Here is a 23,879-nt window from a genome sequence, read left to right on the forward strand (position 1 = left end):
GATCGGACACGGATCATGCGGCTGTTCGGACACGAAGCACTCGTCTGAGTTTCGGTCCCAGGCTGAAGGCGTTGCCGGTCAGTGCGCTCTGGCGACTGCGGCTCTGGTGAATCGCGGAGAGGGACCGCGCCGGGGCGGCCCCTCCGGAGAAAAGGCGCCTCAGGCGCCGGCGGCCTGGCGGGCGCGGCGGGCCTCGCGGCGCTCGACGAAGCGGGAGGCGGTGGTCTCCAGCCGGTCGAGGAAGTCGTAGAGCTCCTCGCGGGCCTTCTCGCCCTCGGCGCCGAGGCCCTTCATGTTGGCCACGTCCCACTGGCGCAGGACCGGCTGCAGGACGTCGTCGATGTGCAGGCGCAGGTCGTAGATTCCGGCGTTGGCGATGGTCATCGCCTTGCGGGTGAAGCCCTCGATGCCGGTGCCGGGCATCTGGAAGGTGGTGACGACGTCGGTCACCGCGCGCATGGTCTGGTCGGGGGTGAGCTGGAAGGCCGCGTTGAGCAGGTTGCGGTAGAAGAGCATGTGCAGGTTCTCGTCGGCGGCGATCCTGGCGAGCAGCCGCTCGCAGTTCGGGTCCTCGGAGGCCTTGCCGGTGTTGCGGTGCGAGATGCGGGTGGCCAGTTCCTGGAAGGAGACGTACGCCACCGAGGCGAGCACGCCCTCGTAGGAGTTGGTGAAGCCCTCGCTCATGTGCACCATCCGGGCGCGCTCCAGCGCGACCGGGTCGACCGCGCGGGTGACCGTGAGGTAGTCGCGGATCGCGGTGCCGTGGCGGCCCTCCTCGGCGGTCCAGCGGTGCACCCAGGTGCCCCACGCCGCGTCGCGGCCCAGGGTGGTGGCGATCTCGTGGTGGTAGCTGGGGAGGTTGTCCTCGGTCAGCAGGTTGACGATGAGGGAGATGCGGGCTTCCTCGGGGATCTTGGTGTCGGTCTCGACCCAGGCGTCCCCGCCGTAGAGGCCGTCGTAGTTGCGCCCCTCCGACCAGGGAACGTACTCGTGCGGGAACCACTCCTTGGCCACCTTGTGGTGCCGGTCCAGCTCCCCCGCGACGACAGGCTCAAGTTCGAGCAGCAACTCGGTCTCACTGAACTCTCGCATCAGGTTTCTCCCTCGAAGACTACGGAACCGTAACCTACGTTAGCGTAGGTAAGGTCGCGATCGGTACGTGCCACATGTCTCGTTTACTCGACCATGAGCGATTCAAGGGAGCCGCTTCGCCGTCAGCCGAGCTCGATCGGCTGGCGAGGACGGCGGGTGTCGTCAGGGCTGTCGCCAGGGCTGGGCTGGGCGGGAATCGCCAGGTCACGCGCCTGTACGGCCGGCCGGTGAGCGGGCGCGTCGTCGCGGTGACCCGCCCAGAGGGCGGCCATCAGGATCAGCGTCATCTGGGAGAGCACCAGCAGGCGTTGCGCCAGGCCGTAGTGGTCGGCGCCCTCGATCAGCTCCGAGACGAGCGAGCCCGGGTGGGCGGCGAGGAACCAGACGAGCAGCCCCGTCGAGAAGACGGAGACCGCCGCCAGGGGGCCGTTCCCCGACCGGCGGCCGAGCATCCAGCCCGCGCAGGGCAGCGCGGTGAGGACCACGGCCGCCGACCAGCGGTGGATCTCCCCGGCGACCGAGACGACGCCGGGCGCCGCGTCGGTGGGGAACGCGGCGGTGAGCAGGAGTCCCAGCGCCGAGGCGACGAACAGCGCCCGCGCCGCCGCGCCGCGCACCGGCTCCACCCGGACGAGCAGGTACGCGACCCACAGACAGCCCATGGCCAGGGCGATCGTGCCGACCACCATCGCCCAGGCGCTGCCGTCACGCAGCGCGTAGTCACTGATCAGGCCACCCATCGGGTTCACCGTGTCCGCCGCGACCAGGTGCGCGTAGCCCATCGCCGCCAAAGCGACCAGCGGCCCGGCCACCCCCGGCCAGGCGGACGGCGGGCGCTCGTTCACCGCCGCACCCCCCGGCCGGTCGTCTCGGAGTCCGTCACGCGGCCTTCCTGAAATTCGAACGTGGAGTTCGTCGCGGCGCCTCCCCGCGGACCGTCTCCGAGCGCGATCGCCCCGGACCTCATCGCGCCACCTCCTGGTAGATCCTCTCGAACCGGGCGAGGGATGCCTGGTGGTCGTGGGTCAGCGCGATGGAACGGCTCGCGGCGCCCATCGTGGCCCGCTCCCGGGGCGAGACGAGCAGGGCGGTCAGGTGCCTGGCCAGCTCCTGGACGTCGCCGGGCTGGAACAGGTGGCCGTTCTCGCCGGGCCGCACCAGGTGCGGCAGGGCCATCGCGTCCGCGGCGACGACCGGCAGGCCACTGGCCATCGCCTCCAGCGTGGCGATGCTCTGCAGTTCCGCGACGCCCGGCATGGCGAAGACGTCGCCGGCGGCGTACACCTGGGGCAGCGTCTCGTCGGGTACGAACCCGAGGAAGGACACCCGGTCCCCGACCCCGATCCGGTCGGCGAGCCTGGCGAGCGCGGCCCGCTGCCCTCCGGTGCCCGCCAGCGCGATCTGCGCGTCGACGTTGTTGAGCACGTGCGGCAGGGCGCGGATGAGCTCGTCCAGCCGCTTCTCCTCGTCCAGCCGGCCGACGAACACGATCGTGTCCCGGTCGGGCAGGCCGAAGGCCCCGCGGGACCACGCCTTCGGCTCGGGGCGCGGCTGGAACCTCGCCAGGTCGATGCCGCAGGAGATGGGCTCCACCGGCGGGCCGAAACCCTTGGCCGTGAGCAGCCCGGCCGCGATCCGGGTGGGCGTGGTGACGCGGTCGGCCCTGGAGTAGACGCGGTTGAAGTCCCTCCAGGCCAGCGCTCCCGCCCCCTCGCGGAGGCGGCCGGGGATGTGCGCGAACTGGAAGAGGTTGTCCGGCATGAAGTGGTTGGTCGCCACGACGGGGACGCCCGCGCGCCGGGAGGCGGAGATGGCCGCGCGGCCGACGACGAAGTGCGCCTGCACGTGGACGACGTCGGGGGCGATCCTGTCGATCAGCCGGTCCAGCCGGGTCGGCACCGTGACCCGCATGGTCGGGTGGACCAGCACCGGAGCCGAGCGCAGCCGGTGCACGGTCACCCCGTCCAGGTGATCGGTCCTGGCCGGTCCCTCGTCCGAGGCGCACACCACGTGGACCTCGTTCCCCCGCTCGGCCAGTCCCTGGGCGAGCCGGTGGGCGAAGTAGGCGGCACCGTTCACGTCCGGCGGGTAGGTGTCGGCCCCGATCAGCACCCGGCGGGGCCGGGTGGGCAGGAGGGCGGGACCCGCTACCGAGGGCTGCAGGGTGGTGGCTGACATGGCCATCAAGGCTCCGTTCGTCGTGCTGTCACGTCATGTGGGGGGACATCGGGGTGGTACGGGCCAGCGCGACGGTTCCGCCCGCGACGAGGGCGGCGGCCACCAGTGCGGTGAGCGCGCTCGCCGCACCCGTCGGCAGGGGTTCGCCGAGCAGGAGGGCACCGAAGGCGACGGCGGTGAGGGGGTCGGCCACCTGCAGGGCGGCGAACGCCACGCCGAAGTGGCCGACGGCGTAGGCGCGCTGGAGCAGTACCAGCGCGATCAGGGCGGGCATCGGGACGGCGAGCAGGAACCAGAACTCCCAGTCGCCGTCGACCAGGACGCGGGTGAGCGTGGCGGTCGCGCCGTACAGCACGCCCGCCCCCACGGCGAGCAGGCAGGCCCGCGCGGCGGGGGAGACCCGCCTGGCGAGGGCCCACAGCATCAGGGCGGCGGTGGCCGCCCCCGCGAGCAGGGCCACCGCCTCCCCGGTGCTGAGGTGGGGTTTGCCCGCGTGCTCGGGCACGACCATCACCAGGCCGATCAGCCCGACGGCGATCACCGCGGCCGAGGCCAGCTCGCCGGGCCGTGGCCTGCGGTGTCGCAGGGCCGCGGCGCAGGGCAGGGCGAACAGGAGGCTGGCCACGCCCAGCGGCTGCACCAGCGTGAGCGGGCCGTATTTCAGCGCGACGATGTGCAGGGCCGTGCCGCCCGCGATGGCCAGGCCGCCGAGCAGCCATCGGGGGCGCCGGGTGAGACGGCCGAGGCCGGCGTGGGGCGTGCCCGCCGCCTCGAACTGCTGCAGCGCGGCACCGAGTGCGAAGAACAGGGATCCCAGCAACGCCAGGCCGACCGCCAGCACAGTCATGCGCACTCCTCCCAAGCAGATGAAGCCATGGCGAGATGACCGGATCACCTCGTGGAGGCGTCCGTTCAGGGGCTTGTGGTGAACAGTCGAAGCGTCCCGCGCGGGCGGGCAGCGGAGCCATAGGGGTTCTCCCTGACTTCGCAGGGGATTCCCCGAGATTCGCGTCGGGGCCTTCGCCTCGCGGGCCGCTCCTGAGCGGGCTCGACCAGGCCGGGAACGCCTCCCTCACCGCCGAATCCGAACCTGAACCCGAGACCGAGGCCGACGTCGCCGACGGCATCCTCGTGTCCGGACGCCTCCGCGTCAGGCGGTCGCGCCGCCGCGTCGCTCACCCGAGGTGACCGGCGCGCTCTCCACGCGCGGCGCGGTACGGCGGTGGCGGAGGTGGCGGACGGCCTCGACCACGACGGTGATCGTCAGGGCGATGCCGAGACCGAGGAGCAGACCCTTGATCGGGTCGTTCTCGAAGGCCGCGCCGCCCACGTAGCCGATCAGTCCCGAGTAGATCGCCCAGCTCACCGCGGCGAGGGCGTCGAAGAGGGCGAACGAGCGCCGGGGATAGGCGACCGCGCCCATGGTCAGCGTGCAGGCGGTCCGGCCGCCGGGGATGTAGCGGGCCACCACGAGGACGAGCCCGCCCCGCTCGGCCAGCGCACTCTCCGCCCAGGCGAACGCCCGGCGGCTGCGCCTGCCGTTGCGCAGCCGGTCGTTGGTGGTACGCCCGATGGCGTACGAGACGTGGTCGCCCACGAACGCGCCCAGCGCGGCCACCACGATCACCAGGAGCAGGTCGGGAGCCCCGGTGGCGGCGGCGAACACCCCGGCGGTGATGACGGACGTCTCCGCCGGGACCACGGGAAAGAACCCGTCGAGCATCGCCAGCGCGAACAGCGCCAGGTAGATCCAGGGAGATGTCATCACATCGTGCAGGGCGTCGAGGATGGCCTGTGTCACGTCGGGCTCCAGCCGGGGGTCGCGGATGTCTCACCCAGCAGGCTGACGGCCCGGTACTTTCCGGACATCGGGGAGCACCCCGGTGTTCCTCATGACACGTCCCTGAAGAGCACCAGGGTCCTGTCTCCCCGCCCCTGAGAAACCGTCCGGGAAAGCCCTCGGGAAGCCGACCTTGGAAACCGGACAGAGCCGGTCACATCGCACGAGGACGATCGTGTCCCCACCGGCTCACGGCGCCCCTCGGGAAGAGGGCTCAGGTCCCATTAGTTGAGCTGCCAGACGGCGAAGTTCAGCGAGGCCGCGTACGTCACCCAGAGCAGGTAGGGCACGAGCAGCCAGGCGGCCGGGCGGCTGATCCGCCGGAACATCACGATGTTGAGCGCGATCGCGAGCCAGAGGACGACGATCTCCGCGAACGCCAGACCGTACTGCCCGGCGCCGAAGAACAGCGGCGTCCAGGCCGCGTTGAGGACCAGCTGGACCGCGTAGACGCCGAGCGCCGGGGTGAGGCCGCCCGCCGACCAGGCGAGCCAGCCGGACAGGGCGATCAGGATGTAGAGGAACGTCCAGGCCGGGCCGAACAGCCACTGCGGCGGCGCCCACGGCGGCCGTTCCAGCGACAGGTACTCACCGCCGGCGTTCCCGGCCGCCAGCGACCCCACCACCGCCACCAGCACGAGCGCGACGACGAACACCGGCAGGCCGGCCCAGCGTTTCGGTTGCTGTGTGATGACCATAGAACCCCCCTGCCCGCTTCTTCGCGGAACTACCGCGCGGCGGTTTCGCGTCCGGGGGAGCGGGGTTCGATCGGCGTGGGGCACGAGGGATGGGAAGCGCCTTCCGGGGAGCCGTCTCTCCCCGAGCTCTCCGGCCGTATCGAGGAGGCGCGGTCAGCGTCGGAGCTCCCCGCGCCGGCCGTATCGAGGAGGCGTGATCAACGGCGGAGCGGTCGCCGCGGTCGCTCCGCCTCCGGGCCGCCCGGCCGGCCCCGGAGATAGGCGAGGACGGCGAGGACACGGCGGTGGTCGTCCTGCGCGACGGGCAGGTCGAGCTTGGTGAGGATGCCGGCGATGTGCTTGGACACCGCCGCCTCGGTGACCACCAGCGCGCGGGCGATGGCGGCGTTGGAGCGGCCCTCCGCGACCAGGCCGAGGACCTCCCGCTCACGCGGGGTGAGCCGGGACAGCGGCCCGCGCCGGAGGCCGAGCAGTTGCCGCACCACCTCCGGGTCCACGACCGTGTGCCCCTCGGCGACCCGCTCCACCGCGTCCACGAACTCCCGTACCTCGCCGATCCTGTCCTTCAGCAGGTAGCCGATCCCCGCGCCGCCGTCGGAGTCGAGCAGCTCGGCCGCGTAGGTCTGCTCGACGTACTGGCTGAGCACCAGGACGGCGAGCCCGGGGTGGGAGGCGCGCAGCGCGAGCGCGGCGCGCAGTCCCTCGTCGGTGAAGCCGGGCGGCATGCGCACGTCGACGACGACGATGTCGGGTTCGTGCTCGGCCACGGCGGTGATCAGCGCCTCGCCGTCGCCGACCGAGGCGACCACCTCGTGGCCGAACCGGTCGAGGAGCCCGGCGAGCCCTTCGCGGAGCAGCACGCCGTCCTCGGCGAGGGTTATCCGGAGACGGGACACGGGATCTCCACACGTAGCGACGTCGGCCCGCCGGGCGGGCTGGACAGGGTCATCACGCCGTCGGTCACGGCGACCCGGTCGGCGAGCCCGGTGAGCCCCGACCCGGCGGCCGGGTCGGCGCCTCCCACCCCGTCGTCGCCGATCTCCAGCACCAGCGTGCCGTCGAGGAGCCGGCCGTACACGAAACCGCGCCGGGCCAGGCTGTGCTTGGCGATGTTGGCGAGCGCCTCCGACACGACGTAGTAGGCGGTCACCTCGATCGGGGACGGCAACCGGCAGGGCAGCGAGACGTCGACGTGGACGGGGAGGGGAGAGCGGCCCGCCACATCGCGTACCGCCGCGCCCAGCCCCCGGTCGGTGAGCACCTGGGGGTGGACGCCCCGGATCAGCTCGCGCAGCTCGGCGAGGGCGCGTTTGGCCTCCTCGTGCGCCTCGACGATCTGCGCCTCGGCGGGCGACCCCGGCGGCAGGTCGAGCCGGGCGAGGCCGAGTCTCATGCTGAGGGACACCAGTCGCTGCTGGGCGCCGTCGTGCAGGTCGCGCTCGATCCGGCGGCGTTCGGCCTCGAACGCGTCGACGAGCCGGGCGCGGGAGCGGATGATCTCTGTGTGGCCCGGCGCGAGGACGGCCCGCGTGATCAGGGCCCGGGTGCCCGCCCACGCGGCCGTCATGTAGGCGAAGAGCGGGAACAGCAGCAGCCCGGCGACGAACAGCGGCACGCCGTCCAACGGGTCCATGCCCGGCTGGAAAGGCCCGGAGATCAACAGCAGCGGCAGCCAGAGCGCCGACGAGACCAGTCCCAGGTCCATCAGCCACATCACGGACACCGCGACGACCGTGAACCCCAGCTCCCGCCAGGTCGCCTGCTCGCGCAGGCGGGTGGTGAGCCAGGCCCACGGCCCCGGGCGCGGTGGCCTCAGGTGCGGATCGGGCACGGGCGCGCCGTCCACCAACCGGAGCCGCCATCGTTCGAACGCCCCCGACGGCAGGGTGAGCACGATCACGGCGAACAGCCCGGCCACGGTCGCGAACCCGACGCCGTAGGCGTAGGCCGCGTAGATCATCACGCACGCGGCCACCGCGTGGATCGCGCTGCACAGCAGGTAGGCGAGCGAACGCCAGGGCCATGAGGAGCGGAGGAACACCGACGGCCTGCGGGTCATCGCCGCCAAGGCAGTACGGGCGAACACCCTCCGACGTTAACCGATCCGGGGGTGCGGGCGCGGTAGTGCCAGGTCTACCCTCACCTCTCGCCCCTGCGCCAATGCGCCGGCACGGCACGGGCGGCTTTGCTGAACGGCATGCACTCGACAGATCACAGGGAGACCGTGCGGCTGCGGGCGGTGCGCCGGCTGTACGGCACGGCCGCCCACCCGGTGAAGGCCCTCGACGGGGTGACGGCGAGCTTCCGCGCGGGCACGCTGACGGCGATCATGGGGCCTTCCGGATCAGGGAAGTCCACCCTGCTGCACTGCGCGGCGGGCCTGGACCGGCCGACCGACGGCACGGTCGCCATCGAGGACACCGACCTCGGCTCGCTGAACGAGAACGGCCTCACCCTGTTGCGCCGCGAGCGGGTGGGGTTCGTCTTCCAGGCGTTCAACCTGGTGTCCGCGCTCACCGCCGAGCAGAACGTCGCGTTGCCGCTGCGCCTGGCCGGCCGCGCGGCCCCGGCCGGCCTGATCCGGGCGGCGCTGGCGGAGGTCGGCCTCGCGGACCGGGCGGGGCACCGGCCCAGCGGCCTGTCCGGCGGCGAGCAGCAGCGCGTGGCCATCGCGCGGGCGCTGATCACCAGGCCCGCCGTGGTGTTCGCCGACGAGCCGACCGGCCAGCTCGACACCAGGGTGTCGCACCAGGTCCTCGGCATGCTGCGCGGGCTCGTCGACGACCACGGACAAACAATGATCATGGTGACGCACGACCCGGTGACGGCCTCCTACGCCGACCGGGTGCTCTTCCTCGCCGACGGGCGCGTGGTGGACGAGTACACCGGAACCGTCACCGCCGAGATCGTCGCCGCCCGGATGGCCGCACTGGAGGTCGTGCCGTGCTGACCTTCGCGACATCGCGGGAGCGGTGGCACTCCTTCGCCGGGGGGTTCGTCGTGCTCTTTCTCGGCATGACGACGGTGTCGATGAGCGTCCTCGCCCTCACCTCGGCCGGGGCGAGGGTGCCCGACCGGCTGGCGGGGACGCCCGTGTTCGTCTCGGTGCCGGCGATCGAGCGGGGCGACGGTAACTTCGCCCCGGATCCTCCCTGGTCGCCGGAGACGGTCGCGTCGCTGCGGGAACGGCTGGGCGCGATCCCCGGGGTGGCACACGCCGTACCGGATCGGATGTTCTACGCGCAGCCGGTCGTCGACGGCAGGCCGGCGGCGGGTGACCGGGGGTACGCGTGGTCGGCGGCGGCGCTGGCGCCGTACACGCTGACGGCGGGCGCCGCGCCACGGGAGGGCGAGGTGGCGCTGGACCGGTCGCTCGGGCTCGCGCCGGGGGCGCGGGTGCGGGTGCTGACCGCGCACGGGCCGGTGACGTACACGGTGTCCGGCACGGTGAACGGGCCCGGGGTGTACCTGAGCGACACCGAGGCGGCCCGCGTACCGGCGGGGGTGCGCGCGATCGGCCTGGTCACCGAGCCGGGGGCGGACATTTTCGCGGTCGCCGCGGCCGCACGGACGGTGGCCGGCGCGTCCGGGGTGGTGCGCACGGGGGAGGGGCGCGACGTCCTGGAGACGCGGGAGCACGAGCGGACCCGATGGATCGGCCTGCAGGTCCTCACCGGGATGGCCACGCTGTCGGTGTTCGTGTCGATCCTGGTCGTGGGCTCGACGTTCGCGGTGGGGGTGGCGCAGCGGCGGCGCGAGTTCGGCCTGCTGCGCGCCGTCGGCGCGACGCCGCGCCAGGTGCGGCGGATGGTGTACGGCGAGGCGCTGCTGGTCGGTGTGATCGCGACGGCGGCGGGGGTGGCGGCCGGAGCGTCGCTCGCTCCCGTGCTGGGGGACGTGCTGGTCACGGCCGGGTTCGAACCGCCGGGCTTCGCGGTGCGGTTGTCGGTGCCGCCGCTCGCGGGTTCGTTCGCGATGGGGGTGGTCGTCACGCTGGCGGGGGTGTGGTCGGCGTCCGGGCGGGCCGCGCGCGTGCGTCCGCTGGAGGCGTTGCGCGAGGCCGAGGTGGACGACCGGCCGATGCCGCGCGCGCGGTGGATCGCCGGGGCGGTGTGCTGCGCGCTGGGACTGGTGGCCGCGGTCGACGCGTGGGGCTCGGACGGCTCTGAGGGGTTCGCGCTGTCGGGCCTGGTCGCGGCGATGGGGGTGATCGCGGGGGTGGCGCTGCTCTCGCCCGCGATCGTGCCGCCGGTGGCGCGGCTGGTGTCGTGGCCGCTCGCCCGAGGCCGGGGCGCGACCGGGACGCTCGTCAGGGAGAACGCGCTGACCGCGGTCCGCCGCACCGCGGCCACGGCCACCCCGGTACTGGTCACGGTGGGCTGCGCGATCCTGATCACGGGAATGGTGCGGACGACGGCCGCGGCGTTCGCCGAGGTGCGCGCCACCACGATCCGGGCGGACGCGGTGATCGTGCCGGACGGTACGCCGGGGCTCACGGATACGGCGGCGTCGGCCTCAGGCGCACGATCGTCCCTGTTCGGCGCCCTTTTCGAGCCGGACGGCGGTGTTTTGAGCGCCATCGGCGCCACCCCGGAACTCCTGGAGTCGGCGGGTGACGTCCAGGTGGTGTCCGGCTCGCTCGACGCGCTCAGGGACGCCGACCGGGTGCTCGTGGCGGACTGGCTGGCCGAGGACCGGGGGCTGCGGCCGGGCTCGCCGCTGCCGGTGTCGTTCGAGGACGGCACCTCGGCGTCACCGACGGTGGCGGGCGTGGTCCGGGGGGCGGGCGCCGACGTCCTGCTGTCCCGCGAACTGTTCAGAAGGCACGACGCGACGACCCTCGCCAAGGAGGCGTACGTCGCCGGCGCCCCGGCACCGCCGGGTCCGGGGGCACGCGCGGTGGACGTCCGCACCTACTCGGCGGAGGCGGACGCCGAGGAGGACCGGCTCGTGTGGATCGCGACCGTGCTCCTCGTCGTGGTGTCCACGGCCTACGCGGGCGTGGCGATCGTGAACACGATGGTGATGTCGGCGGCCGGGCGCGTCCGCGACCTCGCGGTGCTGCGCCTGTCGGGCGCGACGGGACGGCAGGTGCTCGGGACGGTGGCCGCCGAGTCGGCGCTCGTGGTGCTGCTCGGCGCGGGGCTGGGGCTCGTGGTGGCGTTGCCCGCGCTGCTGGGCATGCGAGGCGCCCTCGCCACGGCGATGCGCGCGGACGTCCCCCTCGTGGTGCCGTGGCCGCTCATCCTGGGGGTGATCGCCGCCTGCCTGGCCCTCGCCGTCTGCGCCGCCGTACTCGCCGCCCGCCCCGCCGTACGGCTCCCGGCGAGGCGCTGACCGTTCCGGACGCTCCGAACACCGTGCGTCCACCCCGCCCCGGACACCGGGTGACCGGCGCGGCGACGGCCGCGCGGGGCGGGAACCCGAGCGGTCAGGGGGCAGGGGCGGGCGGGAGTCCGGGCGCTAGGCGGGCGGGGCGGCGATGGCCGGGGTGGCGACGGGGTCGTGGTGCAGGCGGCTCAGCATCCGGCGGAAGGCGTACAGGGAGAAGGCCACGGCCAGGCCGCTGATCACGGCCACGGCGCTGGTGCGGACCAGCAGGTAGGTGCCGATCGACTCGTGCAGCAGGAGCCAGATGCTCACCGCGGAGTTGGCGAGCAGCACGAAGGCCCACAGCAGGGTGATGCGGGCGAAGAAGCGGCGGACCCGCTCGTGTCTCAGCACCGCGGAGGGCAGGTGGATGTAGTCGAGGGTGAGCCTCTGCACCAGCGGGCGGTTGAGGCGCACCGAGGCGAGGAAGAGCACGCTGATGCAGATCGTCCCGAGCTCCGGCTGCAGGAAGTAGATCACCGCGCTCCCGGTCCAGAACCCCAGCAGCGCCCGCACGGTGATCGCGACGGTGGCGAGGATCATCGTCCCCGGCACGGGGACCCGCCGGACCAGCCGCCACCCCACCCCCGCGTACACCCAGGCGACCGCCGCGATCAGCGCGCCCTTGAGGCCGAGGAGGGCGAGGGCGGCGTAGAAGACGGCGAGGGGGGCGACGACGCCCTCCAGCAGTCTCGGCGCGGCCTGCCTGGCCAGAGCGGCGAGACGCGGGAGGACGATGGGCTGGTGGCTCATTGACGCTCCACGGGCTGGTGCGACGGCAGACGCTGGACGCTCACGCCTACCCCGGCATGACACGAACATGTCAGTCGTCGCAGGGGGTGCTGGAAAGGGCTACCTCCGGTGTTCACCGGGCACTCACCGTACCCGACGCCGGTTCGTGCTCTCGCGAAAACAACTCAATAACACTGCAATAACGGTTGAGAACGGTGAGGATCATTACGATTCTCCAGAAGGATCACTACGCCGGTAACGGTTATGAAACAGGAGCTTTCCCGATCGTGTCCGGTCCGCGACGATGAGAGACATGGCAGTGCTGCGCACGCACGCGTCCCGCCGTTCCACCGAGGGTGTCGAGAATGTGGCGGCCCAGCTCCTCCGCTGGCCGGCCCTGGCGCTGAAGCGCACCAGAAAAGGGCTCGGGTTCCGGGCCGATGGCCGGGAGATCGTCAGGATGTCCGGCGACCACACCGCGGAACTGCTCCTCACCAAACCCGTGATCGACCGATGGGCGCGGGTGCTCACCGACTGCCGCCGGGTCACCCCCGGAGCCGACGACGGGTGGGTGGCCATGTCCATCGAGGGCCGGGCCGACGCCGAACTGTTCCTCTCGCTCGTCAGCGTCGCGATCAAGGCGAACCAGACCTCGCGATAGCCGATCTCGGGCCACTCGTCTCGCTCGTCGGTGTCGCCGTCGCGACCCGGAGTCCTTGATAGCCGGCCTCGCGCCGAAGTCGACGAACGGCGCCCCCGCGCCCGTCGGCGGCCGACGCCCTTCCTCCCCCGTGTTTCCCGGACGGCGTGAGCGTCCGACGTTTTTTTGGGCCTTGTGTCAGGGGTGTGTCAAGGCTACGATCACGACAACTCTTAGGAAACTTTCCTAAAAGAAGTGCCTACCGGGGGTGCCCATGGCTCGCGCGTCCCCTCCCCTCGACCCCTAGCTGCGACAACCCGACGGCGGCAGCCGTCGCCACCGAAGGTCCGACCGTCCGGACGCCTCACCCCCCAGGTTCCACGTCCATCGGAGCGATCATGCGGCGCGCCCTTTCCCCACCCGTCCTGACTGCGGCTGCAAGCCCTCGCCGAGGCCTGCCCACGCCCGGCGTCACGGCCGTCCCCCTCCTCGCCGTCGCGGCCCTCGCCACGCCCGCCATCGATACGGGTGTCCGCACGGCGCTCATCGGCGCCGCCGTCGCCCGCCCCGAGGACTCAGGCCGGCGCCCGCGAGCCACGGCCGAGCACCGCCGTCCGGGAGCCACGAGCCGGTGACGCCCCGCCGATCCCGGCGGTCCCCGGCGCCCCGCGCCGATCAACGGAACGGTCCCCGTCCCTGGGCGAGACCGAGCCCACCCCGCCGTACGGCCCGCGCCACATCCGCGCACCCCCCTCGCGCGGCGCGGGCCGTACGGTCACCCCACGAAACGCATGAGGTCAACGTGAAACCACACGCCATCGCTCGTTCTCTCGTCGCACTGGCGGCACTGCTCCTGTCGATGACGGTCGCGCTACCCGCCCAGGCCGCCTCGGTCACCGCCGTCTTCACCAAAACCTCGGACTGGGGTACCGGTTTCGAGGGCAAGTACACGATCACGAATGGTGGTACGACGGCGATCAACGGCTGGTCGGTCGCCTTCGATCTGCCCTCGGGGGCGAACGTCGGGTCTTTCTGGGACGCGGCGATGAGTCGTAGCGGGCAGCGTTTCACCTTCAGCAATGTCGGCTGGAACGCCACCATCGCTCCGGGGGCGACGGCGAGTTTCGGTTTCAACGGCAGTCCGGGTGGGGTGGTCCCGTCGAACTGCACGCTCAACGGCGTGGCCTGCGGTGGCGGTACTCCCACCATCCCGGGTACGCCAGGCACTCCGTCGGTGACGGGGACGACGAACTCGTCGATCTCGTTGTCGTGGGGTGCCTCCAGTGGCACCGTGACGGGTTATCGGGTTTATGAGGGGGGTACGCAGCGGGCGCAGGTGAGTGGTACGAGTGCCACGATCGGTTCGCTGGGGACGTGCACCTCGCACACGTACACGGTCAGGGCGTACAACGCGCAGGGTGAGTCGGCCGCGAGCGGCGCGGTGAGCGCCACCACCACCGGCTGCACCGGCGGCGTCCCCGGCAAGCCGGGCGCGGTGGCCGCGACGGGCGGCGCGAACAGCGTGGCGCTGTCATGGGGCGCGTCCTCGGGAACGGTGACCGGCTACCGGGTGTACGAGGGGTCGACGGTGCGGGCGACCGTGACCGGGACGAGCACGACGGTGTCCGGGCTGGGTGTGTGCGAGGCGCACACCTACACGGTGGCGGCGTACAACTCCGCGGGCGAGAGCCCCAAGAGCGACCCGGCGAGCGCGACCACGACCGGCTGCACCGGCGGAGGCCAGCTGCCCAAGCACTTCCTCACCGGCTACTGGCACAACTTCGACAACCCGGCCGTCGAACTGCGGCTGTCGGCGGTGCCCAACGAGTACGACCTGGTCGCGGTCTCCTTCGGAGAGGCCACCGCCACCCCCGGTGAGGTCGTCTTCGCCGTGGACCCGGGCCTGTCCGCCTCCCTCGGCGGCTACACCGACGCCCAGTTCAGGGCCGACGTGCAGACCCTCCACTCCCGTGGCAAGAAGGTCATCCTCTCGGTCGGCGGCGAGGCGGGCCGCGTGCAGGTGGCGAGCGCCGCCGCCGCGACCAAGTTCGCCGACACCGTCTACGCCCTGATGCAGAGCTACGGCTTCGACGGCGTCGACATCGACCTGGAGAACGGGCTCAACTCCACCTACATGGGCCAGGCACTCCGGTCGCTGCGAGCGAAGGCGGGCGCGAACCTGATCATCACGATGGCGCCGCAGACCATCGACATGCAGTCCACCGGCGCCGAGTACTTCAAGCTGGCGCTGAACATCAAGGACATCCTCACCGTCGTCCACACCCAGTTCTACAACTCGGGCTCCATGCTCGGCTGCGACCAGACGTTCGCCTACTCGCAGGGGTCGGTCAACTTCATGACCGCGCTCGCCTGCATCCAGCTGGAGAACGGGCTGCGTCCCGACCAGGTGGCGCTCGGACTGCCCGCGGGACCCGGCGCGGCGGGCGGCGGGATCGTCGCCCCCGCCCTGGTGAACCAGGCCCTCACCTGCCTCGCCACCAGGACCGGCTGCGGCAGCTTCGTGCCGCCGCGCGCCTACCCCGGGATCCGCGGCGCGATGACCTGGTCGATCAACTGGGACGCCAGCAACAACTGGAACTTCTCCAGGACCGTCAAGCCGCACCTCGCGACCCTGCCCTAGCCCCCGCACCTCAGACCCCGGACCCGCCCGGCACCTCACCGTCCACGACGCGCCCGGGCGGGCCAGGGACCCCCGACCCCGCACCTCCGATCTCCTCCCCCCAACCGAGGAAGTGCCATGAGATTTCGACGAACGCTGACCGCGGTCCTCGCCGCGCTCGGCATGTCAATCGGCCTGTCAACGGTCGCGACCCCCGCGTTCGCGGCACCCACCACCGCCGTCTTCACCAAAACCTCGGACTGGGGTACCGGTTTCGAGGGCAAGTACACGATCACGAATGGTGGTACGACGGCGATCAACGGCTGGTCGGTCGCCTTCGATCTGCCCTCGGGGGCGAACGTCGGGTCTTTCTGGGACGCGGCGATGAGTCGCAGCGGGCAGCGTTTCACCTTCACCAACGTCGGCTGGAACGCCACCATCGCTCCGGGGGCGACGGCGAGTTTCGGTTTCAACGGCAGTCCGGGTGGGGTGGCCCCGTCGAACTGCACGCTCAACGGCGTGGCCTGCGGCGGCGGCAGCGTCCCGGGAACGCCGGGCACACCCGGTACTCCGTCGGTGACGGGGACGACGAACTCGTCGATCTCGTTGTCGTGGGGTGCCTCCAGTGGCACCGTGACGGGTTATCGGGTTTATGAGGGGTCGACGCAGCGGGCGCAGGTGAGTGGTACGAGTGCCACGATCGGTTCGCTGGGGACGTGCACCTCGCACACGTACACGGTCAGGGCGTACAACGCGCAGGGTGAGTCGGCCGCGAGCGGCGCGGCGAGCGCCACCACCACCGGCTGCACCAACCCCGACCCGGGCGGCAAGATGGCCGGAGCCCCCTACCTCTACATGGGCTGGGGCAACCCGCCCAACCCGGTGACCGTCATGAACGCCACCGGCGTGAAGTCCTTCACCATGGCGTTCATCCTGTCCAGCGGCGGCTGCAACCCCGCCTGGGACGGATCGAGGCCGCTCACCGGCGGCGCCGACCAGGCCGCGATCAACCAGATCAAGGCCGCGGGCGGCAGCGTGCAGATCTCCTTCGGCGGATGGTCGGGCAACAAGCTCGGCCCGAACTGCTCCACCCCGGCGGCCTTCGCCGGAGCGGTGCAGCAGGTGATCAACGCCGTCGGTCCCGCGGTCGTCGACTTCGACATCGAGAACACCGACGAGTTCGAGAACTACACCGTCCAGGACCGCATCCTCAACGGCCTGAAGATCGTCAAGCAGAACAACCCGAACGTCAAGGTCGTCGTCACCTTCGGCACCTCGACCACCGGTCCGACCTCCCACGGCATCCGCCTGATCAACCAGGCCAAGGCGCTCGCCGTGCCGATCGACAACTACACGATCATGCCGTTCGACTTCGGCGCCTCGAACATCTACACCGCCACCGTCAACGCCTCGGAGGGCCTGAAGAACGCGCTCAAGGCAGCCAACGGCTGGACCGACGCGCAGGCGTACGCCCGCATGGGCATCTCCGGCATGAACGGCCTGTCCGACCAGCAGGAACTGACCACGGTCGCGACCTGGACCCAGATCCGCGACTGGGCCAAGTCCAAGGGCCTGACCCGCTTCGCCTACTGGTCGGTCAACCGCGACCGTCCCTGCCCGGGCGGCGGCGTGACCTCCAACTGCAGCGGGATCGCCCAGAGCGACTGGGACTTCACCCGCGTCACCGCCGGCTTCTGACCCGCGCGGAGCGGGCCCGCCCAGGACGAGAACGTCCGGCGCGGGCCCGTCCGACGCGGAGCACGCGCCGGGCGAAGGCGCCCGGCACGTGCGCGGAACGGAAACGCTCCGCGCTTCCCGCACGACCCGTCCGGCACGGCCCGCACCCCGCCCGGGGGCGGGCCGTGCCCCACGAACACCCTCCTAAAGATCCTTGCGGGGTAAATCGGATGTACCTCAGGAAACTCGCGGCGATCGCCGTACTGGCGCTGGGCGGGACGACGCTCGCCGCGTCACCCGCCCACGCCGCCAACATCGCGGTCAACCCCGGCTTCGAGAGCGGGCTGACCGGCTGGACCTGCACGGCGTCCTCCGGAGCCACGGCGGTGTCCACTCCGGTCCACAGCGGCACCAGGGCACTGCAGGCCACACCGGCCGGGAACGACACCGCCCGCTGTCAGCAGACGATCAGCGTCAGACCGTCCTCGGCCTACACCCTGTCGGCCTGGGTGAGGGGCGGCTACGTCTTCCTCGGCGCGACCGGCACCGGTGGCACCGACCCCAGCACATGGGCGTCCTCACCGTCGTCCTACGTCCAGCTGTCGACCTCGTTCACCACCGGCGCCTCGACCACCTCGGTCACGATCTACGTCAACGGCTGGTACGGCCAGGGCGTCTACCAGGCCGACGACGTCGTCCTCGACGGAGCACCGGGGCAGGGACAGCCTCCTGCGGCGCCCACCGGGCTCACCGGCACCGGCAACGCCACCACCGCCTCGCTGAGCTGGAGCGCCTCCTCGGGCGCGACCGGTTACAACGTCTACCGCAACGGGACGAAGGTCGGCACCGCCACCGGGACCACCTACACCGAGACCCCCGGTGCGGGGACGCACAGCTACCAGGTGAGCGCGACCAACGCCTCGGGCGAGTCCGCGAAGTCCGGCGCGATCTCCGTCACGGTCGGCGGCAGCCAGCCACCCCCGTCCGTGCCCTCGGGGCTCGCCGCCACCGTCAGCGGCACGAGCGTCGCGCTGAGGTGGAACGCCTCCTCGGGCGCGACCGGTTACAACGTCTACCGCAACGGGACGAAGGTCGGCGCCCCCACCGGGACCACCTACACCGACAGCCCCGGTGCGGGGACGCACAGCTACCAGGTGAGCGCGACCAACGCCTCGGGCGAGTCCGCGAAGTCCGGTGCGGTCTCCGCGACCGTCACCGGCACACCCCCCGGCACCCTGCCCAAACGGGTGCTGGTCGGCTACCTGCACGCCTCCTTCGCCAACGGCTCCGGCTACACGCGGATGGCGGACGTACCCAACGCCTGGGACGTCATCAACCTCTCCTTCGGCGAACCCACCTCGGTGACCTCGGGAGACATCCGCTTCACCCAGTGCCCGGCCGCCGAATGCCCCAACGTCGAGTCCGAGGCCGAGTTCATCGCCGGAATCCGGGCCAAGCAGGCACTCGGCAAGAAGGTGCTGATCTCGATCGGCGGCCAGAACGGCCAGGTCCAGCTGAGCACCACCGCCGCACGCGACAGGTTCGTCCAGTCGGTGAGCGCCATCATCGACAGGTACGGCCTCGACGGGCTGGACATCGACTTCGAGGGCCACTCCCTCTATCTCGACAACGGCGACACCAACCTGTCCGCCCCCACCACCCCGGTCATCGTCAACCTGATCTCCGCGCTCAAGACCCTCAAGGCCAGGTACGGCACGCGGTTCGTGCTGACCATGGCCCCCGAGACGTTCTTCGTCCAGCTGGGCTACCAGTTCTACGGTCCCGGCCCGAACGGCTCCGCCGACCGGCGGGCCGCCTCGTACCTCCCCGTCATCCACGCGATGCGCGACGACCTGACCCTGCTGCACGTCCAGGACTACAACTCCGGGCCGATCATGGGGCTGGACAACCAGTACCACACCATGGGCGGCCACGACTTCCACGTCGCCATGACCGACATGCTGCTCGCGGGCTTCCCCATCGCGGGCAATCCGAACAACGTCTTCCCCGCCCTGCGCCAGGACCAGGTCGCGATCGGCCTGCCCGCCGCCCCGTTCGCGGGTAACGGTTTCACCACGGTCGCCGAGGTCCAGAAGGCCTTCGACTGCCTGGCCAAGGGGACGAACTGCGGGACGTACCGGCCCAGAGGGGTCTACCCGAACCTCCGGGGCCTGATGACCTGGTCGATCAACTGGGACAGGTACAACGCCTTCGAGTTCTCCCGCAACCACCGGGCCTATCTCGACGGCCTGGGCTGATAACCCCTCGCCGCCGGAGGAGACGGACCTCCGGCGGCGAGGTTCCACCCCGGTGTGCCCCGCGGGTTCTCCTGCGCGCGCCCGCGCCCCGAGACGGTCACCCGTCGTGACGGCCTTGATCCAGAAAGCCGTAAAACTGGCAGAGTGGTCTCGTTTTGGGAATGCGGGTGGCTGGCTGGTCGCCAGGTCGGGCAGGCTAGGGGCCGTCATGGACTACGCAATTCTCACGGGGTTCGTCCTCGTCACCGGTGTCGTGCTCGCCCTGGTAGCGCAATGGAAAGGCTGGAGACCCTCCCTCCTGGTCGTGCTGGGAGTGGGAATCGCCTTCAGAGTGCTCATCATGGCCACATCGGCGGTGGACACCTGGCAACCGGTCGACTTCATCAACAGCTTCAAGCCCGCCGGCGAGGCGGTCCTGAACCGTGAGGATCCCGTGCTGGGCAGCTCGGGAGGCTGGCACTTCCTGCCGACCATCCCCTACGTCTACGGTCTCCTGCTCTGGCTGGGCATCCCCTGGGAGGTCGGCGGGCGCCTGGTCACCGTGGTCGCGGACATCGTGCTGATCCCGCTGGTCGGCAAGCTCGCCGGGGGGCCCAACGCCTCGCTGCGCGCCTTCCAGTACGCCTGCAACCCGCTCGCCATCCTCGTCGCCTCCGTCCACGGCCAGGTCGAGCCGGTCGCCCTGGTCTTCGGCGTCGCCGCCTTCGTCGTCGCCCGAGGCCCCGGCGACCCCCACCGGCCGGGCATGACCACCAACCCGGTCGCGATGGTGCGGCAGAGCGTCGCCCTCCACGGCCTCGCCGGCGCCGTACGGCACGCCTTCGGCCCGGACGGGGTGCTCCGAGCGGCGCTCACCCCGCGCGAGGGCGACCGGCAGTCGCTGCGCCGGGCCCTGTTCGCGGGACTGCTGATGGGGCTCGCGCTGTGCGCCAAGAGCTGGCCGATCTGGCTCATCCCCGGCCTGCTCCTGCTGCTGCCCACCTTCCGCGCCCGCGCCGTGGCGTTCGTGGCCACGGGCATCGCGCCGATCTTCTTCCTCGTCACCCTGCCGATCTTCGCCGGTACCTCGCTGAGCCAGATCCCCGAGGTCATCCGGGTGATCCAGGACATCCGCCCGATCGTCGGCCAGTGGGGCTACAGCGCCATCCTCATGAACGGCGTCAACGACCTCAACCAGGGGATCGCCACCTTCGGCACCCGCCTGATCTACGTCACCATGCTGATCACGGCCTTCCTGTGGCGCCGTGCCGACCCGATCGACCTCACCACGGCGCTGCTGCTCGCCTTCATGGTCACCACCCCCAGGCTCGGCGCGCAGTATCTCCTGTGGTTCATGCCGTTCCTGATCGCCCGCCCCACCCGCTTCGCGTGGCCCGCGATCATCGGAGCCTCACTCTGGGCGGGGTACGGCTACCTCTACATGACCCAGTTCGACTCCGCCACCTGGCGAAGTCTCCACGTCGTCTGGTCGCAGGCGTCCATCGTGCTGCTGCCGATCCTGGCGCTCGCCATGCCCTGGGAGCGCCGGGTCTTCCGCGCACCCGCCACCCCCTCCTCCGAGGGGCCACCGCCGTCGACACCCGTCTCCGCCTCCACCTGAGCTCCCGCATCGCCTGACCTCCGTGTCCGCGTCCCCGTCACAGCCGCGTGGCGGGGCCCCGGCAGGCTCCGGCGAGCCCTGGCCTGGCTGATAGGTTCCGGTCCTGTGACGAGCACCGTGGAAATCCTGCGATACACCGCTTTCACCCACGATCCCGAAGGAGGAAACCCCGCCGGGATCGTTCTCGACGCGGCCGGCCTCTCCGACGCGGAGATGCTGGCCGTCGCCGCCGAGGTCGGATACTCCGAGACGGCTTTCCTGACCGCCCGCGACGACGAGCGGCGCGCCTTCACGGTCCGGTATTTCGCCCCCTCGGCCGAGGTGGCGTTCTGCGGGCACGCCACGATCGCCACCTCGGTGGCGCTCGCCGAACGCCTCGGGATCGGGCGTCTGGCCTTCGACACCAGGGCGGGTGAGATCGTCGTCGACACCGAGATCGTCGACGACGCGCTCCGCGCCACGCTCACCAGCGTTCCCACGTACTCCAGGCCCGTCGCGGAGGACGCGCTGGAGGAGGCGCTCACCGCCCTCGGATGGTCCCGCGACGACCTCGATCCGGCCTTCCCGCCGCACGTCGCGTTCGGCGGCGTCGATCACCTCATGATCGCCGCGGCCTCTCGCGAACGCCTGGCCGACCTCGACTACGACTACGAGCGGCTGAAGGCGGTCATGACCCGCGAAGGCTGGACGACGGCGAACCTGTTCTGGCGGGAGAGCGACGAGCGGTTCCACGCCCGCAACCCGTTCCCGGTCGGGGGCGTCGTGGAGGACCCCGCCACCGGGGCCGCGGCCGCCGCGTTCGGCGGCTACCTGCGAGTCCTCGGGACCGGCTCCTCGGAGTTCACTGTCATCCAGGGGGTGGACATGGGACGGCCCAGCACGCTGAAGGTCTCGATCGCCTCCGTGGACGGCCGAAGCCGGGTGAGCGGCGGAGCGGTCGCGATGGAGACCGCCTGACCCCGAGCCGCGGGCACCGCGCGCGGGCCGGGGTGACGGCCCGCGCGGACCCGGTCAGATGCTCTCGCCACCGGACCGATCGAGCAGCCGCTTCAGGGGCACACCCGCCAGCCGCCGTACCTCGTTCGCCATGTGGGCCTGGTCGGCGTAGCCGCTGAGCGCGGCGACCTCGGCCGCCGTGACCCCGCGCCTGGCCAGGCCAAGCGCCCGCTGAAACCTGACCACCCGCTGCAGCACCTTCGGCCCGTAGCCGAAGGCCCGTACGGACCGGCGCAGAAGCTGCCGCTCACCGAGTCCCAGCTCCCAGGCCACCTCCCGCACGCTGCGCCCGGCCCGCAATGCCTCGGCGATCGCGGGCGCGGACGGGTCGGGTCCGGGCGTCGCGCGCAGCCGTACGACCAGAGCCCGCTGTACGGCGTCGAAGGGCGGCTCCGACGGCCGGAGTCCCGCGAGGGGTTCCAGATCGGACAGTTCCGCGAGGGATTCGAGGTCGGACAGCGGCACCCGCAGGTCACGCAGGCTGTCGAGCGGCACACCGAACAGTTCGCCCACCGCGCCGGGCCTGAACCGGACCCCGGCGTATCGGTCACCCGGCACCATCCGGACGGGTTTCGGCCCCGTGTCGGGTCCCGCGACCTGCGCTCCCCTCGGACCCCAGACAAGGTCCACACAGCCGTCGGGCACGACCGGTTGCGTCGCGGCGGAGGACGACTCGTTGACCCACAGGCAGGCCACCCGCCCGGCGAGGCGAGGATCCGGCGCCCACTCGCGATACATGGCCTCAGGGTACGGGCGGCGAGGACTTCACCTCGTCTCCGCCCGGCTTCCTCTCCGGCGCGGGCCTCTCGTCCTCGGGAACCTCCCCGGAGACGAGGGCGACGGCCCACTTGCCGCCGGGGTCGCTGTCGAGCAGCAGCGCGCGGGTCAGCAGGCTGAGGGGGATGGCGAGCAGTGCGCCCAGCGGGCCGAGGACGAACGTCCACAGGATGAGCGAGAGGAAGGTGACGGTGGTGGACAGACCGACGGCGTCACCGAGGAACTTCGGCTGGATCAGCGACTGCACCACGAAGTTGATCAGCATGTAGGAGACGATCACGAGGATCATGGTTTTGGGCCCGCCCTCCAGGAGGCCGAGCAGAGCGGGCGGGATCAACCCCAGGACGAAGCCGATGTTGGGGATGTAGTTCGTGATCAGCGCCAGCACGCCCCAGAGGAGGGGGAGTGGCACACCGAGAATCCAGAGCGCGGCCACGTCCAGCGCGGAGCAGATCAGCCCGAACCCCGTCGAGACCAGGAGGTAGCGGCGGGTCTTGTGGGCGAAGTTGTTGAGTGCCCCGATGAGCAGGGGCCTGCGCTCCGCCCCCATGGCGAGGATCCTGGAGAAGGCCTGAGCGTCCAGGCACATGGCCAGAAGCAGGACGATGATGAGGACCAGTCCGGAGAAGACGCCCAGCAGCCCCGAGACGAATCCCTGCGCGAGTGCGAAGATCTTTCCTGGGTCGAAGGAATTGATCGCCTCGTTCATCTGCTGGGTGCCGAAGCCGAGCCTGGCCGCCTGCTCCTGCGCCTCCGCGACGAGCCGGCTGAACTGCGCGTCGTAGGTGGGCGCGAGTGCCGCCATCTGCGCTATCGCCACGGTCAGGATCGCCACCATGCCCAGGAGGACGAGCAGCACGATCACCAGGGGGATCGCCACCAGCGTCCACCCGGGAGCTCCGCGCCCGCGAAGCCAGGTCCTGACCGGGGAGACCGCGAGGACCAGGACCAGGGCGAGCAGTACCGGTCCGACGATCGACCCGATCTCCTTGATGCCCGCCAGGGTGACCACGGCCCCCGCGGTGCAGAGGAGTACGACGAGCGCCCTGGGCAACACTCTTTGGTCCGTCATAACGGACCCTCTACCCAGCAGCCGGGAAACACGTCACGGCAGGGCGCGCACTTCGATTTGACGGAGTGCGGCGACGTACATAGAGTTCACAGGCCCGAGGGGGTCGGCGGAGATCGCCAGAGCCTCGGGACCCTCCTTCTGATCATCTCCCTTCGTCGGGGCGCATGCGTCACGCCGAGATCCGGTTGGACAACGACCGGATGTTGGAGTAAGTTAGAGGGGTTGCCCTGGAAACGGGGTGGTCGCAATCCTAGCGGGTTCGGCGGGTTCGAGTCGAGGGTCGGAAAATCCGACAGTTTGACACGAAACCGACACTCCCGATAAGATAG

Annotated in this window: 19 protein-coding genes; 8 read left to right on the forward strand and 11 right to left on the reverse strand. The window is 71.3% G+C overall.

Annotated elements, in window-relative coordinates; genetic code table 11:
- Window positions 1–159: 159 nt before the first annotated feature.
- The 8 genes from AB0B90_RS26395 to AB0B90_RS26430 all read right to left on the reverse strand — a co-directional run bounded on the left by AB0B90_RS26395 (window position 160) and on the right by AB0B90_RS26430 (window position 7,894).
- Window positions 160–1,092 (reverse strand): acyl-ACP desaturase, encoded by a 933-nt coding sequence (locus AB0B90_RS26395; protein ID WP_350948625.1) that lies wholly within the window; start codon window positions 1,090–1,092, stop codon window positions 160–162.
- Window positions 1,093–1,214: 122 nt separating this feature from the next.
- Window positions 1,215–1,937, reverse strand: a complete 723-nt coding sequence (locus AB0B90_RS26400; protein WP_362925277.1) for a DUF998 domain-containing protein — start codon at window positions 1,935–1,937, stop codon at window positions 1,215–1,217.
- A gap of 118 nt (window positions 1,938–2,055) precedes the next feature.
- Window positions 2,056–3,276 carry a glycosyltransferase gene (locus tag AB0B90_RS26405; protein ID WP_350948623.1) on the reverse strand — a complete coding sequence of 407 codons (1,221 nt, stop codon included), beginning with the start codon at window positions 3,274–3,276 and terminating at the stop codon, window positions 2,056–2,058.
- A gap of 22 nt (window positions 3,277–3,298) precedes the next feature.
- Window positions 3,299–4,117 carry a DMT family transporter gene (locus AB0B90_RS26410; protein WP_362925280.1) on the reverse strand — a complete coding sequence of 273 codons (819 nt, stop codon included), beginning with the start codon at window positions 4,115–4,117 and terminating at the stop codon, window positions 3,299–3,301.
- A gap of 303 nt (window positions 4,118–4,420) precedes the next feature.
- Window positions 4,421–5,071, reverse strand: a complete 651-nt coding sequence (locus tag AB0B90_RS26415; protein WP_362925282.1) for a DedA family protein — start codon at window positions 5,069–5,071, stop codon at window positions 4,421–4,423.
- A 263-nt stretch (window positions 5,072–5,334) separates the two neighbouring features.
- On the reverse strand, window positions 5,335–5,808 hold the full coding sequence (locus AB0B90_RS26420) for a TspO/MBR family protein (protein WP_350948620.1): 474 nt from the start codon (window positions 5,806–5,808) through the stop codon (window positions 5,335–5,337).
- Between the two features lie 197 nt (window positions 5,809–6,005).
- The gene (locus AB0B90_RS26425) at window positions 6,006–6,704 is read right to left on the reverse strand and encodes a response regulator transcription factor (RefSeq protein WP_362925284.1); all 699 of its coding nucleotides are present in this window, start codon (window positions 6,702–6,704) and stop codon (window positions 6,006–6,008) included.
- A complete protein-coding gene (locus AB0B90_RS26430; RefSeq protein ID WP_350948618.1) occupies window positions 6,686–7,894 on the reverse strand; it encodes a sensor domain-containing protein in 1,209 nt (402 codons plus the stop codon). The genes AB0B90_RS26425 and AB0B90_RS26430 overlap by 19 nt, the downstream gene beginning before the upstream one ends.
- A gap of 111 nt (window positions 7,895–8,005) precedes the next feature.
- On the opposite strand from AB0B90_RS26430, the gene AB0B90_RS26435 reads away from it, so the two are divergent.
- Both AB0B90_RS26435 and AB0B90_RS26440 read left to right on the forward strand, forming a co-directional pair.
- A complete protein-coding gene (locus AB0B90_RS26435; RefSeq protein WP_350948617.1) occupies window positions 8,006–8,758 on the forward strand; it encodes an ABC transporter ATP-binding protein in 753 nt (250 codons plus the stop codon).
- Window positions 8,752–11,145, forward strand: coding sequence for an ABC transporter permease (locus tag AB0B90_RS26440; RefSeq protein WP_362925287.1), 2,394 nt, complete (start codon window positions 8,752–8,754; stop codon window positions 11,143–11,145). The genes AB0B90_RS26435 and AB0B90_RS26440 overlap by 7 nt, the downstream gene beginning before the upstream one ends.
- Window positions 11,146–11,271: 126 nt before the next feature.
- Here the strand turns inward: AB0B90_RS26440 and AB0B90_RS26445 are convergent, their stop codons facing one another.
- Window positions 11,272–11,931, reverse strand: a complete 660-nt coding sequence (locus AB0B90_RS26445; protein ID WP_350948615.1) for a VC0807 family protein — start codon at window positions 11,929–11,931, stop codon at window positions 11,272–11,274.
- Between the two features lie 292 nt (window positions 11,932–12,223).
- On the opposite strand from AB0B90_RS26445, the gene AB0B90_RS26450 reads away from it, so the two are divergent.
- From AB0B90_RS26450 to AB0B90_RS26475, 6 genes are all read left to right on the forward strand, one after another.
- A complete protein-coding gene (locus AB0B90_RS26450) occupies window positions 12,224–12,571 on the forward strand; it encodes a luciferase family protein (RefSeq protein WP_350948614.1) in 348 nt (115 codons plus the stop codon).
- A gap of 781 nt (window positions 12,572–13,352) precedes the next feature.
- On the forward strand, window positions 13,353–15,191 hold the full coding sequence (locus AB0B90_RS26455; protein ID WP_362925290.1) for a cellulose binding domain-containing protein: 1,839 nt from the start codon (window positions 13,353–13,355) through the stop codon (window positions 15,189–15,191).
- A gap of 117 nt (window positions 15,192–15,308) precedes the next feature.
- Window positions 15,309–16,868 carry a cellulose binding domain-containing protein gene (locus AB0B90_RS26460; protein WP_362925292.1) on the forward strand — a complete coding sequence of 520 codons (1,560 nt, stop codon included), beginning with the start codon at window positions 15,309–15,311 and terminating at the stop codon, window positions 16,866–16,868.
- Between the two features lie 209 nt (window positions 16,869–17,077).
- Complete coding sequence (locus AB0B90_RS26465; protein WP_362925294.1) at window positions 17,078–19,105, forward strand: glycosyl hydrolase family 18 protein; 2,028 nt, start codon at window positions 17,078–17,080, stop codon at window positions 19,103–19,105.
- 208 nt (window positions 19,106–19,313) lie between these two features.
- Window positions 19,314–20,705 (forward strand): hypothetical protein, encoded by a 1,392-nt coding sequence (locus tag AB0B90_RS26470; RefSeq protein WP_350948610.1) that lies wholly within the window; start codon window positions 19,314–19,316, stop codon window positions 20,703–20,705.
- A 117-nt stretch (window positions 20,706–20,822) separates the two neighbouring features.
- The gene (locus AB0B90_RS26475) at window positions 20,823–21,662 is read left to right on the forward strand and encodes a PhzF family phenazine biosynthesis isomerase (RefSeq protein ID WP_350948609.1); all 840 of its coding nucleotides are present in this window, start codon (window positions 20,823–20,825) and stop codon (window positions 21,660–21,662) included.
- 54 nt (window positions 21,663–21,716) lie between these two features.
- On the opposite strand, the gene AB0B90_RS26480 is transcribed toward AB0B90_RS26475, so the two are convergent.
- Window positions 21,717–22,439 (reverse strand): DUF6597 domain-containing transcriptional factor, encoded by a 723-nt coding sequence (locus AB0B90_RS26480; RefSeq protein WP_362925297.1) that lies wholly within the window; start codon window positions 22,437–22,439, stop codon window positions 21,717–21,719.
- A gap of 4 nt (window positions 22,440–22,443) precedes the next feature.
- Window positions 22,444–23,550, reverse strand: coding sequence for an AI-2E family transporter (locus AB0B90_RS26485; protein WP_362925299.1), 1,107 nt, complete (start codon window positions 23,548–23,550; stop codon window positions 22,444–22,446).
- Window positions 23,551–23,879: the final 329 nt, after the last annotated feature.

The organism is Streptosporangium sp. NPDC049078 (assembly GCF_040648855.1).
In the GTDB taxonomy this organism is placed as follows: Bacteria; Actinomycetota; Actinomycetes; order Streptosporangiales; family Streptosporangiaceae; genus Streptosporangium.

Excerpts from the sequence above, each read along its gene's own strand:
- AB0B90_RS26395 (WP_350948625.1), bottom strand. The coding sequence starts at position 1,092 with ATGCGAGAGTTCAGTGAGACCGAGTTGCTGCTCGAACTTGAGCCTGTC.
- AB0B90_RS26405 (WP_350948623.1), bottom strand. The coding sequence starts at position 3,276 with ATGGCCATGTCAGCCACCACCCTGCAGCCCTCGGTAGCGGGTCCCGCC.
- AB0B90_RS26410 (WP_362925280.1), bottom strand. The coding sequence starts at position 4,117 with ATGACTGTGCTGGCGGTCGGCCTGGCGTTGCTGGGATCCCTGTTCTTC.
- AB0B90_RS26420 (WP_350948620.1), bottom strand. The coding sequence starts at position 5,808 with ATGGTCATCACACAGCAACCGAAACGCTGGGCCGGCCTGCCGGTGTTC.
- AB0B90_RS26435 (WP_350948617.1), top strand. The coding sequence starts at position 8,006 with ATGCACTCGACAGATCACAGGGAGACCGTGCGGCTGCGGGCGGTGCGC.
- AB0B90_RS26445 (WP_350948615.1), bottom strand. The coding sequence starts at position 11,931 with ATGAGCCACCAGCCCATCGTCCTCCCGCGTCTCGCCGCTCTGGCCAGG.
- AB0B90_RS26450 (WP_350948614.1), top strand. The coding sequence starts at position 12,224 with ATGGCAGTGCTGCGCACGCACGCGTCCCGCCGTTCCACCGAGGGTGTC.
- AB0B90_RS26460 (WP_362925292.1), top strand. The coding sequence starts at position 15,309 with ATGAGATTTCGACGAACGCTGACCGCGGTCCTCGCCGCGCTCGGCATG.
- AB0B90_RS26465 (WP_362925294.1), top strand. The coding sequence starts at position 17,078 with ATGTACCTCAGGAAACTCGCGGCGATCGCCGTACTGGCGCTGGGCGGG.
- AB0B90_RS26470 (WP_350948610.1), top strand. The coding sequence starts at position 19,314 with ATGGACTACGCAATTCTCACGGGGTTCGTCCTCGTCACCGGTGTCGTG.
- AB0B90_RS26480 (WP_362925297.1), bottom strand. The coding sequence starts at position 22,439 with ATGTATCGCGAGTGGGCGCCGGATCCTCGCCTCGCCGGGCGGGTGGCC.
- AB0B90_RS26485 (WP_362925299.1), bottom strand. The coding sequence starts at position 23,550 with ATGACGGACCAAAGAGTGTTGCCCAGGGCGCTCGTCGTACTCCTCTGC.